The 16,766-nt window shown below is 49.6% G+C and carries 17 protein-coding genes and 1 pseudogene; 12 read left to right on the top strand and 6 right to left on the bottom strand.

Annotated elements, in window-relative coordinates:
- Positions 1-6: 6 nt before the first annotated feature.
- Positions 7-909 carry an EamA family transporter gene (locus tag QT397_07055; GenBank protein WNZ57099.1) on the bottom strand — a complete coding sequence of 301 codons (903 nt, stop codon included), beginning with the start codon at positions 907-909 and terminating at the stop codon, positions 7-9.
- A 151-nt stretch (positions 910-1,060) separates the two neighbouring features.
- On the opposite strand from QT397_07055, the gene QT397_07050 reads away from it, so the two are divergent.
- The 4 genes from QT397_07050 (at position 1,061) to QT397_07035 (ending at position 3,276) form a co-directional block, all read left to right on the top strand.
- On the top strand, positions 1,061-2,008 hold the full coding sequence (locus QT397_07050; GenBank protein ID WNZ57098.1) for a D-2-hydroxyacid dehydrogenase: 948 nt from the start codon (positions 1,061-1,063) through the stop codon (positions 2,006-2,008).
- Positions 2,009-2,268: 260 nt separating this feature from the next.
- Positions 2,269-2,520, top strand: a complete 252-nt coding sequence (locus QT397_07045; GenBank protein ID WNZ57097.1) for a hypothetical protein — start codon at positions 2,269-2,271, stop codon at positions 2,518-2,520.
- A 38-nt stretch (positions 2,521-2,558) separates the two neighbouring features.
- On the top strand, positions 2,559-3,056 hold the full coding sequence (locus QT397_07040) for a hypothetical protein (GenBank protein WNZ57096.1): 498 nt from the start codon (positions 2,559-2,561) through the stop codon (positions 3,054-3,056).
- Positions 3,034-3,276 (top strand): hypothetical protein, encoded by a 243-nt coding sequence (locus QT397_07035; protein WNZ57095.1) that lies wholly within the window; start codon positions 3,034-3,036, stop codon positions 3,274-3,276. Before QT397_07040 ends, QT397_07035 begins: the two co-directional genes overlap by 23 nt.
- A gap of 126 nt (positions 3,277-3,402) precedes the next feature.
- Here the strand turns inward: QT397_07035 and yghU are convergent, their stop codons facing one another.
- The gene (gene yghU / locus QT397_07030; protein WNZ57094.1) at positions 3,403-4,281 is read right to left on the bottom strand and encodes a glutathione-dependent disulfide-bond oxidoreductase; all 879 of its coding nucleotides are present in this window, start codon (positions 4,279-4,281) and stop codon (positions 3,403-3,405) included.
- Between the two features lie 402 nt (positions 4,282-4,683).
- Here yghU and rsxA point away from each other — a divergent pair, with 402 nt between their 5' ends.
- From rsxA to QT397_06995, 7 genes are all read left to right on the top strand, one after another.
- Positions 4,684-5,259 (top strand): electron transport complex subunit RsxA, encoded by a 576-nt coding sequence (gene rsxA, locus QT397_07025; protein WNZ57093.1) that lies wholly within the window; start codon positions 4,684-4,686, stop codon positions 5,257-5,259.
- A 9-nt stretch (positions 5,260-5,268) separates the two neighbouring features.
- A complete protein-coding gene (rsxB, locus tag QT397_07020) occupies positions 5,269-5,895 on the top strand; it encodes an electron transport complex subunit RsxB (GenBank protein ID WNZ57092.1) in 627 nt (208 codons plus the stop codon).
- A gap of 58 nt (positions 5,896-5,953) precedes the next feature.
- On the top strand, positions 5,954-8,005 hold the full coding sequence (gene rsxC, locus QT397_07015; protein ID WNZ58509.1) for an electron transport complex subunit RsxC: 2,052 nt from the start codon (positions 5,954-5,956) through the stop codon (positions 8,003-8,005).
- A complete protein-coding gene (locus QT397_07010) occupies positions 8,005-9,057 on the top strand; it encodes an RnfABCDGE type electron transport complex subunit D (protein ID WNZ57091.1) in 1,053 nt (350 codons plus the stop codon). Before rsxC ends, QT397_07010 begins: the two co-directional genes overlap by 1 nt.
- Positions 9,057-9,761 (top strand): electron transport complex subunit RsxG, encoded by a 705-nt coding sequence (gene rsxG / locus QT397_07005; GenBank protein ID WNZ57090.1) that lies wholly within the window; start codon positions 9,057-9,059, stop codon positions 9,759-9,761. The genes QT397_07010 and rsxG overlap by 1 nt, the downstream gene beginning before the upstream one ends.
- Positions 9,761-10,474: an electron transport complex subunit E gene (locus tag QT397_07000; GenBank protein WNZ57089.1), complete on the top strand. Its 714-nt coding sequence runs from the start codon at positions 9,761-9,763 to the stop codon at positions 10,472-10,474. The genes rsxG and QT397_07000 overlap by 1 nt, the downstream gene beginning before the upstream one ends.
- Positions 10,475-10,807: 333 nt before the next feature.
- Entirely contained in the window at positions 10,808-11,515 is a 708-nt protein-coding gene (locus tag QT397_06995) for a TetR/AcrR family transcriptional regulator (GenBank protein WNZ57088.1), read from the top strand.
- 101 nt (positions 11,516-11,616) lie between these two features.
- On the opposite strand, the gene QT397_06990 is transcribed toward QT397_06995, so the two are convergent.
- Both QT397_06990 and QT397_06985 read right to left on the bottom strand, forming a co-directional pair.
- Positions 11,617-12,777, bottom strand: a complete 1,161-nt coding sequence (locus QT397_06990) for an SO2930 family diheme c-type cytochrome (GenBank protein WNZ57087.1) — start codon at positions 12,775-12,777, stop codon at positions 11,617-11,619.
- The gene (locus QT397_06985; protein WNZ57086.1) at positions 12,767-14,062 is read right to left on the bottom strand and encodes a parallel beta-helix domain-containing protein; all 1,296 of its coding nucleotides are present in this window, start codon (positions 14,060-14,062) and stop codon (positions 12,767-12,769) included. The genes QT397_06990 and QT397_06985 overlap by 11 nt, the downstream gene beginning before the upstream one ends.
- Before the next feature lie 219 nt (positions 14,063-14,281).
- Here QT397_06985 and QT397_06980 point away from each other — a divergent pair, with 219 nt between their 5' ends.
- Positions 14,282-14,794: a hypothetical protein gene (locus QT397_06980; protein ID WNZ57085.1), complete on the top strand. Its 513-nt coding sequence runs from the start codon at positions 14,282-14,284 to the stop codon at positions 14,792-14,794.
- A 2-nt stretch (positions 14,795-14,796) separates the two neighbouring features.
- On the opposite strand, the pseudogene QT397_06975 reads toward QT397_06980, so the two are convergent.
- Together QT397_06975 and QT397_06970 are read right to left on the bottom strand one after the other, a co-directional pair.
- Positions 14,797-15,677: pseudogene (locus tag QT397_06975) on the bottom strand (alpha/beta hydrolase).
- Positions 15,678-15,900: 223 nt separating this feature from the next.
- Positions 15,901-16,503: a Yip1 family protein gene (locus tag QT397_06970; protein ID WNZ57084.1), complete on the bottom strand. Its 603-nt coding sequence runs from the start codon at positions 16,501-16,503 to the stop codon at positions 15,901-15,903.
- Positions 16,504-16,766: the final 263 nt, after the last annotated feature.

Here is a 16,766-nt window from a genome sequence, read left to right as displayed (position 1 = left end):
CCTGCGCTAACGCAGGGAAACTGCAATCAAGCCGGCACACACCAGCCCCACTCCCAGCAGCTGGGGCCTGTGTGCCGGCTCCTTGAGTAACCAGACCGCCAAACCCACGCCCAGGGGAATACTCAACTGCCTTAGGGCGACTACATAACTCACATTTTCAGTCATTGTCATCGCCAGCAGTACCAGGCCGTAAGTCGCTCCCATCATGGCACCGGTCAGAGCCCCGACCTTCAAATCCCGAAAACTTTGGATCAATGGCGCAGTGCCACTCTGCCCCAGGCACCCCAGAAGCAGCCATACACCACAGGCGAGAAACTGCATCCCCAAATAGCTGTAGGCCAGAACAAGCGCAGGGATAGTGCCTCCCGCAGCATCCCCCAGGTAAATCAGCGCCCCTTTATCCGCCAGTGAATAGCCCACAGTGCCAATGGCTGCTACCAGCGCCCAGGCGCAGTCCGCGCGCCAATAAGCTCTCCAGTGCCACTCGCGGAAATACACCAGCGGTACCAGCAGGCAGCCAATTGTCACCAACAGCATTCCCACCCAGGCGAGTGGAGGCAACGATTGCCCCAACAATACCGTTGCCAGTGCAACCAGCAATACCGGCAATGCTCGAGCAACGGGATAGACCAATCCCATATTGGCTCGCTGGTAGGCGAGGGATAAGCCCCCCATATAAATCATTTGAAAAAAACCACTACCGATAAGGAGGATCCAAAAACTTCGCGGGAGTGAATCAACCTGATATAGCAACCAAAAATTTAGCGGTAAAAGAAAAATTCCAACACTGAGAGTCGCGATACAAAAAAAGGCGGGAGTTGGTGTGCGGGACTTCCCCAGTAAATTCCAACCCGCGTGTAGAAATGCAGAAATTAAAACAAGACTGGCAGCGGTAAACGATATTCCCATAGAGGCCCTCTTCAATTGCGACAGAAAGGCCCCGACAAACCAACCGTAGCCACGAATATGCGCAGTTAAGGCCGCTGGCCAGCAGAGTTTTGCATTCCTTCTTCACTGCCGTAGCATGTCCACCACACTGCAAATCTATCGAGGAGATGTCATGCGCGGCGTATTTCTGGACACTTTGACAATGAAGCTTGAGGAGCTGGATACCTCGGCCCTAACAAATAGTCTAGACCAGTGGGACTTCTATGAAACGACTCCCGCCGAAAAAGTCGCGGAGCGAATCGCCGAGGCCGAGGTGGTAATAACCAATAAAGTCATAATAAGCCGCACATTATTGGAGCAGGCCAGCAAATTAAAAATGATTTGTGTTTGTGCAACCGGTACAAATAACATCGATCTCGCCGCCGCACAGGAATTAAATATTCCGGTGTACAACGTTAAAGGTTATGCGGGGGCTTCTGTACCACAGCACACTCTTGCCCTGATCCTGGCTCTTGCTTCCAAGTGGCACCGCTATCACAACGATGTTTTTGCCGGACGCTGGAGCCAATCTACAATTTTTTGCCTGCTCGATCACCCAGTGGTTGAACTCGCAGGAAAAACACTCGGTATCATTGGCTTTGGTGCCCTCGGGCAGAAGGTGGCAAAACTGGGGGAAGCCCTGGACATGCGGGTACTGGTGGCTGAATCATTTAGCGGCACACCTGCTGAAGGCAGGACGCCACTGCAACAATTGTGTGCAGAGTCCGATGTCATCAGTCTGCACTGCCCGCTCACAGAAGAAACCGATCAGCTGGTAGACGAGCAATTCATCGCCGCGATGAAACCCGGCGCACTCCTGGTCAATACGGCTCGGGGCGGACTGGTCAATGAACAGGCACTGGCGGATGCTTTGCGCAGTGGACACCTTGGGGGGGCGGCGCTGGATGTCCTCAGCCAGGAGCCCCCACCCGCCAGTCACCCACTATTGGACAGAGATATCCCCAATTTGATTATCACCCCCCACAACGCCTGGATCAGCCGTGAATCACGCCAGCGCCTACTCAACGGGGTCGTAGAGAATATTGAAACCTGGAAAAGTGAGAGTACCAGCCATCCATAAACAACTCGCTTTTATCTAACCCAAGCCATCTCAGGCATCTGCCGGTCCGAGGACTAATCCCCTCTGTGAACTCAGGCCGGCTTTTGCCGTTTGAAACTACGACCGGGCCCGAACAGCTGCCAGCCATAGTCCAAGATCAGTAGCAGAGACAGGGACTTTTTCCTGCAAAAATCGCGTGAAAAAAACCCCTTTTTCAAGTGGGAATTACCACGCGGGACTATAGACTTCCTCGGCAATTAAACCCCGAGAGGAGAAACCTGATGGCAACCGCAAGATCTCCACATACGAACTCCAGTAGGGAGAAGCTGCAACAGGCCTATAATCTTGCTGGAGAGGCCGCTTCACAAGCTGCTGGCAGCTTGAAAGAGAGGGCCCGGACCTCTGTAGAGTCCCAGAGACAACGTGCCACCGATGTAATGGAAAAAGCGGAGTCCTCACTTCGGGAGCGCCCCATTCTCGCTGTTGGCTGTGCATTTGTTGTTGGCTGGGCAATTGCGAAGCTCTTTAAGTAACGCTTCTCTCTTTTTTCGACTGGTAAGGACACCCCCTGATGGGCAATGAAAAAAAGTCCCAAGCGTCTGGCGAGAATGCCGATTCCGCTGCGCAGGAGCGCAGCCCGGGTCAGTCTTCACCTTCTCCCTCAGGGAAAGACTCTGATGGAGAAGGTGAAAATAGCCTTGAAGCTACCCTTGCTCGTGCCGAGGCAACACTGACCCTACTGACTGCCTGGTTGGCTAATATTCAAAAGCTATTCCAGCTGGAGTTGGATAGAACGATTGCAGCCGGCAAGCGTATTGTTGCCCTGCAACTGATGTTACTGCCTCTAAGTGCGGCCCTCATCGTCAGTCTCTGTGGAGGCGTTGGGCTGATTGCCTACTATTTTTCCCAGTCTATTTATTTGGCATTTCTGGTATTTATTCTTATCCAGGTCGCTATTTTGGCGGGAGCTATCGTTTATCAAAAGAAGCTGGTGCCCCTACTGGGTTTTGAAGAGACCAAGCGACAAGTTAAAGAGGCTTTAAACGATGTCACTGAAGTCTTTAAATAAACAGATCGAACAATGCAGCCGGGATACGGAGCGACAGCGGCTCAGTGTATTGGCAATCGTAAATCAGCAACAGCAAGATGTTCAGCAGCGTTTACAGGGAATTCCCCTGCCATTGGTTTTAGGCCTGGCTTTAATCGCCGGCTTCGCGGCGGAAAAATTATGGCAATTGCCCCGCACCTCACAGGTGGTTCAGTTTATGCTGTCTATGAGGGCTTTTTAGCCGACGCTACTCTTTATATAAATATTAATTCAACGGCCACTTCTAAAAAGAGGGGCACCGGAAAATAACCTTAGAAAATAGATACTGGCACATCCTTGTGCCAGCCTTACCTATTAATACCCTGTATTAATCAACATCCTTATCGGTCACTTTATCTTGGGTGTTATTGTCAAAATCACCAGCGCTGTGGCGCTCATGTAGTTGTTCGCTGGGCTCACCCCAGGTTCGATTGACCATTCGTCCGCGCTTTACTGCTGGCCGCTCTGCAATTTCCCCCACCCAACGATTGAGATTTTTATAACTCTGGGTATCGAGAAATTCCGCCGCACTATAAGCTTCATTGCGCACCAGAGCCCCATACCAGGGCCAGATCGCAATATCGGCGATGGTATAAGTCCTTCCCGCCACATACGGATGCTTTGCCAGCTGTTGGTCCAATACGTCCAACTGGCGCTTTACTTCCATAGCAAATCGGTTGATCGGGTATTCATATTTTTCCGGTGCATAGGCATAAAAGTGTCCAAAGCCTCCCCCCAGGTAAGGGGCCGAGCCCATCTGCCAGAAGAGCCAATTCAAAGCCTCGGTGCGCTGCTCGGGCGTATGAGGCAAGAAGACATTAAACTTTTCCGCCAGGTAAAGCAGTATGGAGCCACTCTCAAATACCCGGATTGGTGGCGTAGTGCTGTGATCCACTAAGACCGGAATCTTGGAATTTGGGTTTGCCTCTACAAAACCACTGCCAAACTGCTCTCCTTCAGTAATACGGACTAAATGGGCATCGTATTCGGCTCCCTCAAACCCGAGTTCCAATAACTCTTCTAACATCACCGTCGCTTTAACCCCGTTCGGCGTGGCCAAAGAATAGAGCTGCATCGGGTGCTGCCCCTGCGGCAGCGCTTTATCATGGGTCGCACCCGCTACCGGCCGATTGATACTGGCAAAAGCGCCCCCGCTTTCCTTATCCCACTGCCAAACCTTGGGGGGAGTGTAGGTTTCGTTCGACATTAAACTGCTCCAACTGAATTTAAGGTTGCTCTCAAGCAAAAACACGCATGCCGCGTCAATATACTGTATTGCCTCTACCCCACGCTTAACACCAAGTACCAAACTGGGTTACCCATCTTGTACCTATCGTTTCAAATTGGCAAAGGTACTGCAAATAGTATCCACAAAGACCTCCACCTTTACTCCAAGTGGAATCCTTTTGATCCAGAGGTGGCCCTTTGTCGGCCCTTTTCCCCTGCCACCCTCCTCACGAGTTGAAGCCCCCAAGCGACTCAACCATAATAGCCGCCCTGCGCGGCATTCGACGGTGCTCACAAGGAAGGTGCTAGTCTCACCTTAACCCTGCCGACGCCATTGCCGCTGTTCGCGCCACTCCGCCCTCGGGCTTTAACCGGACCTGTTATGACCGAATTTGCCGTCATTCTGCTCAGCACCATCTTGGTCAATAATTATGTGTTAGTGCAGTTTCTCGGCCTGTGCCCGTTTATGGGAGTCTCCAATAAACTGGAGACCGCTGTGGGTATGGCCGGCGCTACCACCTTTGTACTTACTTTGGCCTCTATTTGTTCATACCTGGTCAACACCTATCTGTTGGCCCCTTTTGGTATTGAAGATCTTCGCACCATCTCATTTATTCTGGTGATTGCTGTCGTCGTACAGTTCACACAGATGTTTATCCAGAAGACCAGCCCCTTGATGTACAAGGTGCTAGGCGTTTTTCTACCGCTGATCACTACCAACTGTGCCGTGTTGGGTGTCGCCCTGCAGAACACTATGAAAGCGCATACTTTTATACAATCCACTCTTTACGGATTTGGCGCAGCAGTGGGTTTCTCCCTGGTATTAATCTTGTTCTCCTCGATGCGCGAGCGCCTCTTTGCCGCCGATGTCCCGCTGCCATTTCGCGGCGCCGCAATCGGTATGGTCACTGCCGGACTGATGTCGCTGGCATTTATGGGCTTTAGCGGTCTGGTATAGGGTTTCGAAATGCTGGACTGGATTTCACAAATTTCTTCTCCCCTGCTGGTGCTCGGTGGCATGGCATTGGTATTCGGTGCCCTGCTGGGTTTCGCAGCCGTTCGCTTCCGGGTGGAGGGTGACCCGCTCGTTGAGCAGGTCGATGCGCTGTTGCCACAGACTCAATGTGGCCAGTGTGGCTACCCCGGCTGTCGCCCCTACGCAGAAGCGATAGTGCACGGCGATACCATCAACAAGTGCCCCCCCGGCGGGCAGGCCACTATCAATGAGTTGGCCAATCTGCTGGATATAGAGCCCATGCCATTGGACGCCGAGCACGGTATTGAAGATGTAAAAAAAGTGGCATTTATCCGCGAGGCAGAGTGCATCGGTTGCACCAAATGTATTCAGGCCTGCCCGGTAGATGCCATTGCGGGCGCCGCCAAATATATGCACACGGTGATCACCGATGAGTGCACAGGATGTGACCTTTGTGTCGAACCCTGCCCCGTTGACTGTATCGATATGGTTCCCCTGGAAACCGCTTTACAGGATTGGCACCCACACAAGCCCAGCGATAGCTCGGTGCTGATTGCCAGCGATCGCCGCACTATTCAAGAACATACCGGGGAGGCGCGGTTTGAACCCCGTAGATAGCAAGACCAAGCAAAGAGAGGCCGTTCAGGAGAGACGCGCAGCCCGCGAGGCACAACTGATTGCCAGTGAAAAAGCGCGCGAGCTGCGCCCCAACGACTTCCCCGGCGGAGTGCACCCTCCCGAGAACAAACACCAGAGTACCGGTGAGCCTATAGGAGTGATCCCCCTCGCCGAGGACTTGATCGTACCACTGCTACAGCACTCTGGTACCACCGCCATACCGCTGGTGAACCTCGGTGATAAGGTATTAAAGGGACAAAAGATTGCCGAGGCCGACGGTTTCATTAGCTGTCCAGTGCATGCTCCCAGCTCCGGCAGGGTTATGGCCATTGAACCCTATCCAGTGCCACACCCTTCGGGTCTGCTGGAGGACTGCATTGTCATTCGCACAGACGGCGACGATGCCTGGTGCGATCTCACCCCCTGCGAAGATTACCTTCAGGTTTCACCGATAGAGCTTCTGGACAAGATCCGCGACTGCGGTATTGCCGGCATGGGCGGTGCAGGGTTTCCAACCGCTGTGAAGCTAGACCCTCACGGCGGCGCCGAAATTGATACTTTGATTATCAATGGCACAGAGTGTGAACCCTATATTACTGCCGACGATATGCTTATGCGGGAGCGTGCCGACGAAATTATCGCCGGCGTGGAAATTCTTGCCCATATCCTCGACCAGCCCGAACGGGTATTGATTGGTATTGAAGACAATAAGCCCAAAGCTATCCGCGCGATGCGCAAAGCCGTTGAAGGCACCCGTTTCGATATCGTGGTATTCCCCACAAAGTATCCGTCCGGCGGCGAAAAACAGCTGATCCAAATCCTTACCGGCCGAGAAGTGCCCAACAAAGGGCTACCGGCCAATGTGGGGATTGTATGCCAGAATGTCGGCACTGCTCGCGCGGTATATCGCGCGATTCGATTTGGCGAACCCCTGATCAGCCGAGTGACGACTGTTGTCGGCAAAGCGCTGGAGCAGCAGCGCAATATCGATGTACCTATCGGCACTCCCATAGAACATATCCTCAAATACCACGGTGTCCATCGGGGCCTGATGCAAAAGGTGATCATCGGCGGTCCGATGATGGGTTATACGATTGACGATCAACGCGCTCCAATCGTGAAAACCACCAACTGCCTGCTGGTACCGACCCGTGAGGAGCTACCGCCAGCACCGGTGGCCCAAGCTTGTATTCGCTGCGGTTTTTGCGCAGAGGCATGCCCGGCTTCGCTGCTACCGCAACAACTCTATTGGTATGCCCGCGCCGACGAACGGGAGAAGCTACAGGCCTATAACCTGTTTGACTGTATCGAGTGCGGTGCCTGCTCTTACGTCTGCCCCAGTACAATTCCCCTGGTTCAGTACTATCGCGCTGCCAAAGGTGCAATTCGCACTGCTGAAGCGGAAAAAGAGAAGTCCGAACGCGCACGCGATCGTTTCGAATTCCGCAAGTTGCGCCTTGAAAAAGCTGAAAAAGAGAAAGAAGCAAAACGCGAAGCCCGGCGCAAAGCCGCTGAACAAGCTCGCCAGCAAAGGGAACAAAACCCTGAATCTCCGACAGCCAAAGCTGAGAAGCAGGAAGCAGATGTTGTCGCCGCCGCCCTGGCGCGAGTTAAGTCCCGCCAGGAGGATCCTAAGCAGCTTTTGGCCCGCGCCCAGCGTACTTTCTCCAGTGCCGAGAGCCGGGTGGAACGCATGCGCAATAAACTGGAAGCTGCCGATGAGAGCCAGCGCGACCAATTGGCAGCGCAACTCAAAGCTGCTGAAGTGAAATTGCAGGAAGCACAACACAAGTTGACCCTTGCCGAACGACGCGCCGATAGGGATACCGCCCGGGAGCCCAACCAGGAAGAAACCAATGCAGCTGTGCGGGCAATTACCAAAGCCCGTGCCTCCGCAGAGGCGCGGGCCCAGATGAGTGACGCCGACAGACTTGCTGCAGATATCGAGGCACTGCGCAAGCGCGTCGCCAAAGCTGAGACTCGCCTGCAAAAGGCTCGGGATGAAGATGATACTAATCTGGGCGCATTCGAAAGCGCCTTGGAGAAGCTACAAAAGAAACTGGAAGACAAAATGCGCGAACACAAAGCAGCACAGGACGGAAAGCAATAATGTCTCTGATGCGCGCCACCTCCCCTCACGCCCGCTCCGGCAATGACACCACTAAAGTCATGCTACAAGTCGCCGCGGCCACCATACCCGGTGTGCTGGCGATGGTGATTTATTTCGGTATCGGAGTACTGATCAATATTGCCCTGTGCACAATCACAGCGCTTCTGTGTGAAGCAGCGGTAATGAGATTACGCGGCAGGCCGGCAGCATTCTATCTGCGGGATTGCAGTGCTTTTGTAACTGCACTGCTGCTCGGTATCGCGCTTCCAGCCTACTGTGCCTGGTGGCTGCCGATAGTGGGCACTGCGGTGGCTATTGTCCTGGCCAAGCATCTTTATGGCGGTATGGGGTACAACCCATTTAACCCCGCAATGGTGGGCTATGTTGTCCTGCTGATTAGTTTCCCGGTAGATATGACCCGCTGGGTGGGAGCTGCAGAGGTTATCGGCGGGACACCTAGCCTGGAAGAGGCCTTCTCTCTGGTAATCGGTACCTACAATGTCGATGGTTTTACCCGCGCTACACCGCTGGAAATCGTGCGGTTAAACGAGTCAGTGCTTCTCTCCCAGCTCTATGAAATGGAGCCGGTCCTCAATAAAGGCACATTTGCTGGAGTCGGTTGGGAAACCGTCAGCTTCGGATTCCTATTAGGTGGGCTGTTCTTACTATTTCGCGGCATTATTACCTGGCATGCACCGGTTGCCATGCTCGCCACCCTCACTCTGATTTCCCTGTTTTTCTACGACAGCGGCAGTTCCTTGTCAGAGGGATCCCCCGTACTGCATTTATTTTCTGGGGCCACCATGTTTGGGGCCTTCTTTATTATTACCGACCCTGTCAGCGGTGCCACCAGTAACCGGGGCCGCCTGATTTTTGGGGCCGGTGTGGGGCTGCTCACTTATGTAATCCGGGCCTGGGGCACTTACCCCGATGCGGTGGCTTTTGCTGTATTGCTGATGAACTTTGCAACACCAACCATTGATAACTACACGCTTCCACGGACCTATGGCCACAAGGGCTCCCGCCGCGCTACCGACCTGGAGGAGAGCTGATGCTTAAACAGTCAATGGCCTCCAATGCCGCCGTTCTCACTCTTATCGCCCTGGTCACTGCAGGTACACTCGCAGTGACCCAAATTACGACTAAAGAACCGATTGAGAGAGCTATCCGGGAAGCTTCGGCGAAAGCGCTACTGGAAATTATTCCATTGGAACGCCACAGTAATGACATGTTGGTAGACACCTATCCAATTCCAAAACCTTACTGGAATCAGCTAGGCCTGCAACAAGGTGGAGATATCAATCTCGCGCGGGAAGAGGACGGAAAAGTCTCCGCAGTCATTGTGCCCGCAGTCACACCGGATGGATATTCCGGCCCGATAAAAATACTCGTTGGTGTGAATCGCGATGGCACTATTGCTGGCGTCAGGGTAACAAGCCACACAGAAACTCCGGGGCTGGGCGATAAAGTCGAGCTGAAAAAAAGTAACTGGGTGCTCCAGTTTGACGGCCTGTCACTAAAAAATCCGCCCTCAGCCGATTGGAAGGTACAAAAGGATGGCGGCGTTTTTGATGAATTTACTGGCGCAACAATTACTCCTCGCGCTGTTGTCAATGAAGTGCACCAGGTGCTTGAGTTTGTAGCCCAGCACCACGAACAAATATTTAATGCGCCAATGTCCAAGCGAGCGGTAGAGATTGAGAACTCTGAAATCGACTCGGAACAAGTACCTGCGGCGGTTGAGGAGCAGAACTGATGGCAACTCCCGGCTACACAGAAATCGCCCAAAATGGGCTGTGGAAAAATAACCCCGCGCTGGTGCAATTGCTTGGCCTCTGTCCCCTGCTGGCGGTCACCGGTTCCGTAGTGAACGGCATCGGCCTCGGTTTGGCCACTACCGGAGTTCTCACCTGCTCCAACCTTGCGGTCTCCCTAATCCGACGACAAATTCCGGATACTGTCCGTTTACCAGCCTCCGTTATGATCATCGCCACCTTCGTTACCTGCGTTGAGCTATTGATGAAGGCTTATACCTACGAGCTTTACTTGGTGCTAGGTATTTTTATCCCGCTAATCGTAACCAACTGTGCGATCCTCGGGCGAGCAGATGCTTTTGCCAGTAAAAACCCCGTGCTTCCGTCCTTGGCAGATGGATTTATGATGGGTATAGGTTTCACTGCAGTACTCATCGCCATTGGCGCAGTCAGAGAAATTCTTGGCCAAGGCACGCTATTTTCAGATATGGACTTGTTATTTGGTTCAATGGCAAAAGATTGGGGTATTTCCATTTTTGGCAGTGACTATCCAGGCGTTCTTGTTGCCGTGCTTCCTCCCGGTGCATTCCTTGTCGCCGGCTTATTGATCGCAGCAAAAAACGCCATTGATATCGGTATTGAAAGACATAAAAGCCAGAAAGTTAAGATCATTCCAGGCTCAAAGCGCGTACGTGTTACCGGAAAAATCTCTTAAGATAAGCAGCAGCTAACCAATTTAATTCTGCAATTGAATGGCTATTTATCCTGCCAATCGATTGCAGAACTTAATTTTTTCACCAAAAGCCAAAATGTGAACCTCCTCACTAATCTGTATCTTGCGGATTTTTCATCTTTCACTTTTTCAGTATGATGAGATACATCATCAAATCCCCACTTTTTTACATTTATTGCGCTGTACCAGTGCAATATTCGTGTAATCGAATGTAATAGCATTATTCCCTTTTTTTAATTTTGTTTGGCTAGAATGGCACGGCCGACCAGCTTCACCTTGCTATCGGCGCCAACGCAATAAGACAGGGATAATGCTATGACTGTAGACACTGGAAAGTCTGAATTGGTCTACCACGGCCGCCGGGCCCAACGCGCAGATAGCCGTCTGCGGCGCAAGGCGATTCTAGAGGCCACCCTGAGACTGATCGTTAAAGAAGGTATCCGCGGCATCAGGCACCGTGCAGTCGCCCGCGAAGCTAACGTTCCTCTCGCGGCTACTACTTATTATTTCAAAGACCTGAATGACCTGATCAGCGATTCATTTACTTATTTTGTTGAGCAGGGACTCGAGGCTACACGCCAACTGCATGAAGAGAGTTTTAGTGCGGCACGTAATTTATCCGCACAGGAACGGGCATCACATAGCAGTCGTAAACTGCTGATTCAACAATTGACCCGTTTTATTCTTACTCATGTTCGCACCCAGGCTGAAGACCGGGATCGCAGATTGGTTGAACTGGCATTCCGCAATGAAGCGCTTCGCAATGAGCAGCTGACCCGCGCGGTGCGGATGGCCAATCACGCCAGAGAGTCAATGATTAAGGAATTCTTCCAATTACTGGGTCTAGCGGATTCTGAAGCGGCTGCACAAATTGCTCACGGTACGATCCTGAACCTTGAGTATGAAATTTTGAGTGGTGCTATTGCTATCGACTCACCGCTGTTGGAACGCACCGTCACCTTGATGATCAACGGATTAATTCCAGCGGCAACAGTTGTTGCTGAAACTGCAGCATACGGCTGAATCTTTCTGAATTACTCGTCTCCAGGAAACGGGTATGGAGTTGTCCCCTCCATACCCAACTCCTCTTCACATAGCTCTTTCCAGATAGCTTCCAATAAAGATTAAGTGCAGCTTCCCGGTAGGGAGCTTACCCACTGCTTTAGTAATTCAACGCCCTCTGTATGCACCACGCTTCTACCTAATTCAGGCATCATGGCCCCAGGCGCGGTAGACTCTACACGAAAATTCAAAATAGAATTTTCAGGCTCTCCCGGTACTATTGCGAATAAATGCCCTCCACTGCCTGTACCCGCAGCAATAGGCGGTTTACATAGCCCAAGTTTGCGCCAATCAGTTTCGCTATGATGCAACATAAGCCCTGAGGTATCTGCCGGCCCAGTGGGATTGTGGCAGTGGCCACAATTGATATCCAAATATGCCCTGGCGCGATCTTCCAGCGACACAGTCGCATCGTAAATATTGGCATTTCTCGGCAAACTTTTCAGATCAGGCAGTCCACGTAAATAGCCGGCCTTTTGCCAAAACAGCAATTGATTTTCTACTCCACTACGGTAGGGAAAGTCTTTATTCAGATGTCGAGCCTTAGGGCCGAGAGGAGAAATGGCTTTTTCAGTAAACTTTTCTGCATGACAACCAGCACATTGATTGGCGTCAGGTACTACATAACTAAGGTTTTCCTGCTGTCCGTTCAGGCTAACCAACTGAAAACTTTTCACATCTCCAGCAATCTCAAGAGTTGCCTCAGTCTGCTCTTTATTCCAGACATAGGGCAGCGCCTGCCAATTTTCCTGCCTGCGTATTAAAAGCCGTGTCTCAACGAGACGGACACGATTTAAATCAAGTGCCTGCCCAAAGCTCCCCTCAACATAATCCGCAGAGAAGTCATCGGTACGACGAACTACACCACTACTCTCCTGTGGATAGTAAAATGTCTTGCTTAGGATAGTTCCGACAGGGTAATTAAACTGTTCTTCTCCGTAGGTTGCAAAAGCCCCCTCAGGCAGCCAGACAGTTCTGAACTTATGAGCATAATCGGTAAATAACCCCGTATTTAAATCGTAAGGTAATGCTCTTTCCGCAGGGAAGAGCACACCTTTCTCCAGCCTCAATAAATTCCATGCACTGAGTTTTTCGGGTACCTCTTCTACTGGAAATAAATGAACATCCTTTTTGTATGATTCACACCCTGCAAGGCCAACCAATAATATAAGACTCCAAATAGAGTAGATAAGCTTCCTACTTATTTGATTATTATTCTTCATTAGCTACCTCTATCACTGCCAAATGGTCTTCATTTTCCTGCTTTGAATCAAAGTCTAAAACTACTTTGGCAAGCTTTTCCAAATGACACTGATGAGGTTCTATATCCGTGGATATATTCTTATACTCATTTCCAAAATCTATATTGAGAATTCCTGCAGGCTCGTTATCAATACATAACTTTAATGCTTCAGGTATTTGACCATCCACCAGTTTACTTTGATCAACCACTCCATCCCAAAGAATATCCGGCAATGCACCTGATATTCCAAACATAGCTAACTTCAGAGCTTTTAACTTAAGATGATCTGGCGATGTACCACCGCCAGAAAAGTTATTGGCATAGATATAGATCCCCTCTGGGTATGGGTCAAAATCAGACTGCGTAGACTTATCACTATAGTATCCAGCCGTAAAATAGCTGCTGATCAATATGTTAGCAGTATCATTATCAGAAATATCATTTTCAAAAATCTCCACCCGATCATTCGAGTTAATAACCACCCCAGATCCTGCTGGCACGGCAGCAACCGGCGTGCCCTCATGACCAAAATTTCCAGTATTATTATTCTTTATCTGGTTATTGTAGATACGTGTACTGTGCCCTGGCTGCGGAAGATTAGGCATATTAAAAACAAGAATTCCCCCAGTGTTATTCACAGCAATATTGTTGTAAACATCTGCACCGATCGTATTCTCGACCTCAATACCCGCCACATTAAATTCTGCGCGGCTATTGCGAACAATAACATTCCGCGACTGACCGACATAAATCCCTGCATCTGAAGCGCCAATAGCTACCACACCATCGATTAAAGTATTTTCAGTCTGTACAGGATAAATACCATAGGCACCATTTTGGGTAGACGGACCATTGGTCCATTCAACACGAACATCCCTGATGATAATGTTTTTGCCCTCATTAATTTTCAGGGCATCGCCTATGGTATCCTCAATAGCCAACCCCTCAATAGTAAAGTTACTGGCATTAACTAATATCCCCTCAGCACCCTGAATTTGCCCCTCAAAGGAGAGGACAGATTTATCCATGCCAGCTCCACGTAGCGTTACCCCATCAGTATTCAGGGATAAACTACGATTGATATGGAATTTACCCTCAGGAATAGTAATAACATCACCAGTCTTTGCGGATATCAGTTTTTTTAGTAGTTGCTTTTGAAAATCAACCTTACTGGAACTGTCCTCAACTCTGGATTCAGGCCGTTCAGAACATCCAACGGGTACTATTAAAGCCAGAATTACTCCCATATTCGCTAAAGTCTTCATAGCCACACCTTTTATATAAATTATTGTCAATTGAGCTACTCAAACCTCAAATTGGCACTACTGTACCAATTTAAAGGTGAAAACAGGACTAAATACACACTTTGATACTATCCAACCAACACCTCGTTATCAAGGCGCTATTATTAGTACAGAAGACAACCCTAGAAATTCATTTAAGCGCCATACTCTCAAAAACAAAAACCACTTATTGAAATCAAGATGGCCAGCACTTCAATTAAAAAATGTCAGTTTTTGTGTTTTCTTATTTACGTATTCTGCTCACTTGACGCTGCTGCCGAAATGATAGCGATACAGATCTCTGCTCCTAATGGATCAAACCTCTACACAGAACAACCTATCGATAAAAGTACAGATATCAAAGGAAGCGAGCCTATCTATATCAAAATATCATCAACTCAATATCAAGCAATAAAGTGCAAAGGCCCGTGGGGCGCTACAAAGTACAAAAAATGGATGACGGAGGGGCCTGGTTTCAAGCTCTACCAAAGTGATAAGCAGCTGCTCATTCAGGTTGTTGAACACCGAGTAATTAGCGCTGACATAGCCATTAACTCCATGAGCATACATTGCATGGACGCAGAACCTAAACAAGTTATTAAATCAATAGCGGAGATAGTGATCGAAAGATCAATAAATTCAGAAGAAATACTAGAGTTTGATAACGGGTATAAATTATCTTACCAGTACTCAATTACAAAAGGAACGCCGTAAGTTTAGTCATTCAGGAAACTATTCATGCCGGCATAAACTTTTGCGCACTCCCCTTTCACTAAATCTTCAAGAATCAAAAATGGATGAATCATATCGGAAAAATGAACATTTTCAGACCTAACACCCACCTCTTCCACTTTCCGGTAGTAAATATCCCCAGTATCCCGGTGCGGGCAAAACTCCACGGTAAAAACTAAGGTTTCAGGAAGAGCTGCCGTAAAATCCATAAAAAGAGGGGATGCTTTTTTCTACACTGCCCCTCAGCAAAATATTGCCCCAAGTACCAAATTGATTTTCGTGCCTCTAAAAAATAGCCTACCGCATTCTCTTCATGGGACCGTAAATGCATGGTGTAATCGAGAACCGGATAAATTAAAACCTGCTTTTTAATCTTAACGCTGTAGTCAAATTGAGCCAGGTGAGACATTGTGGCGGCCAGAGCGCCACCTGCAGAGTCCCCAGCGACAGACAAACTCGGTTGATAATATAGGCCCAATCTATCCAGTGCCGCCCAAACCCCAATAACTGCAGCATAGCAATCTGTTACTGCGCTCGGATAGCGGTTCTCAGGGGCCAACCGGTACTCAGGCGCAACAACAATATGTCGAGTCTCCCGGGCAATCTTTCTGCAAATCGGGTCAAATGAATAAACGTTTCCAGCTACATGGCCACCGCCATGAAAATAGACAAGAACAGGTAGAACTTCATCGGGATAGGGGACAAAGACTCTTACAGGTACGTCATATGCAGAGGCATAGATAATGCCATCTCGTACCGAGGCAACATCTGGAATATCAGTGACATACTTATCTATAAACTTTGTGGTCGATTCCCGAACATTGATGGGGTTGAACTCAAAGCCCTTTGAGTAGAGCTCTTTCATAGAGCTGTTGAATTCTTCAAGAAACCCCGAAAGGCGGTCATTTACTTTACGCATTGTCGTTACAGCCAGGATAGAAGAGACTTCGCCGTACCCGTGAATATGAGCCCCTTCACCGGGTACGACGTCGATAGCTTGTATCCCCACCACAACAACAGCCCTAAATCGCCTGGCGAAAATGCCTGAAACGACATTTCATCTAGTGATAGCTAGGAGCCCAAACTACTCAAGAGGAGTAAAAGACCGGTGCGGATACATAGCTCCAGAATAGAACTGTAGCAACCATAACAATGACTGCCATGACGAGTGACACCGTAATAATTGCACTGGCAAAAAGGAAGCCACGCTCTTCAGAAACACCCATCACAATAGGAATTCCCAAATAAAGCAGATAGACGGCGTAAGCAACCGCCAGAGTTGCGAGCAGTATGTCCAGCCACAACACAGGGTAAATCCCTGCAATACCCACAATAAAAATAGGCGTGGCAGTGAAACCCGCTACAACAACGCCTTTAAGGGGGTGAGTTTCAGCTCCGTAAGTCTTGGCCATCCAATGGATAAAATAACCAATAGCAGTAACAGCCAAAACCATTGTGCAATAAAATACGGCGACCAATTCCAAAGCACTTTGTCCCGTAATTCTCACCGGGGCACCAGTGCCAATCGTCCAGCCAACTTGTGTCGTGCCAAAATACCAAGCAGCTGCAGGAAGTAATGCCAGAACGATGACATAAGGAACCTGTCTACGCAGATTACGTTCAGAGAGACTGCCAATAAGCTGCCACTGTCTACGTGGTTGCAGCATAAGGCCAAGCATATGGGTCAACATCTCGTTATCCTCGACTGTGCAAGGAACTATAAGCGAGACCTATTAGCTCAAATTGATCTTGGAACTGCTTGTCAAAATGAGGTGTACCGCAATCAGGCCACTCTCAAGCTCCAATTTATTTCTTATTTAACCCCTTCACTTTTAGGTGTTAAGGTCGCACAAGTCAACAAACTCAATTAAATTGGCGGGAATATTTACGCGAGCGTTTCGCTTGGAAACAAGTAAATAGAAAACACTGCTACAAAAAAACCCGCGAAGGATAA

Source organism: Microbulbifer sp. MKSA007 (assembly GCA_032615215.1).
Taxonomy (GTDB): Bacteria; Pseudomonadota; Gammaproteobacteria; order Pseudomonadales; family Cellvibrionaceae; genus Microbulbifer.
The sequence above is the reverse complement of the archived record's forward strand: the minus strand, read 5'-3'. Positions and strand labels throughout refer to the sequence as shown.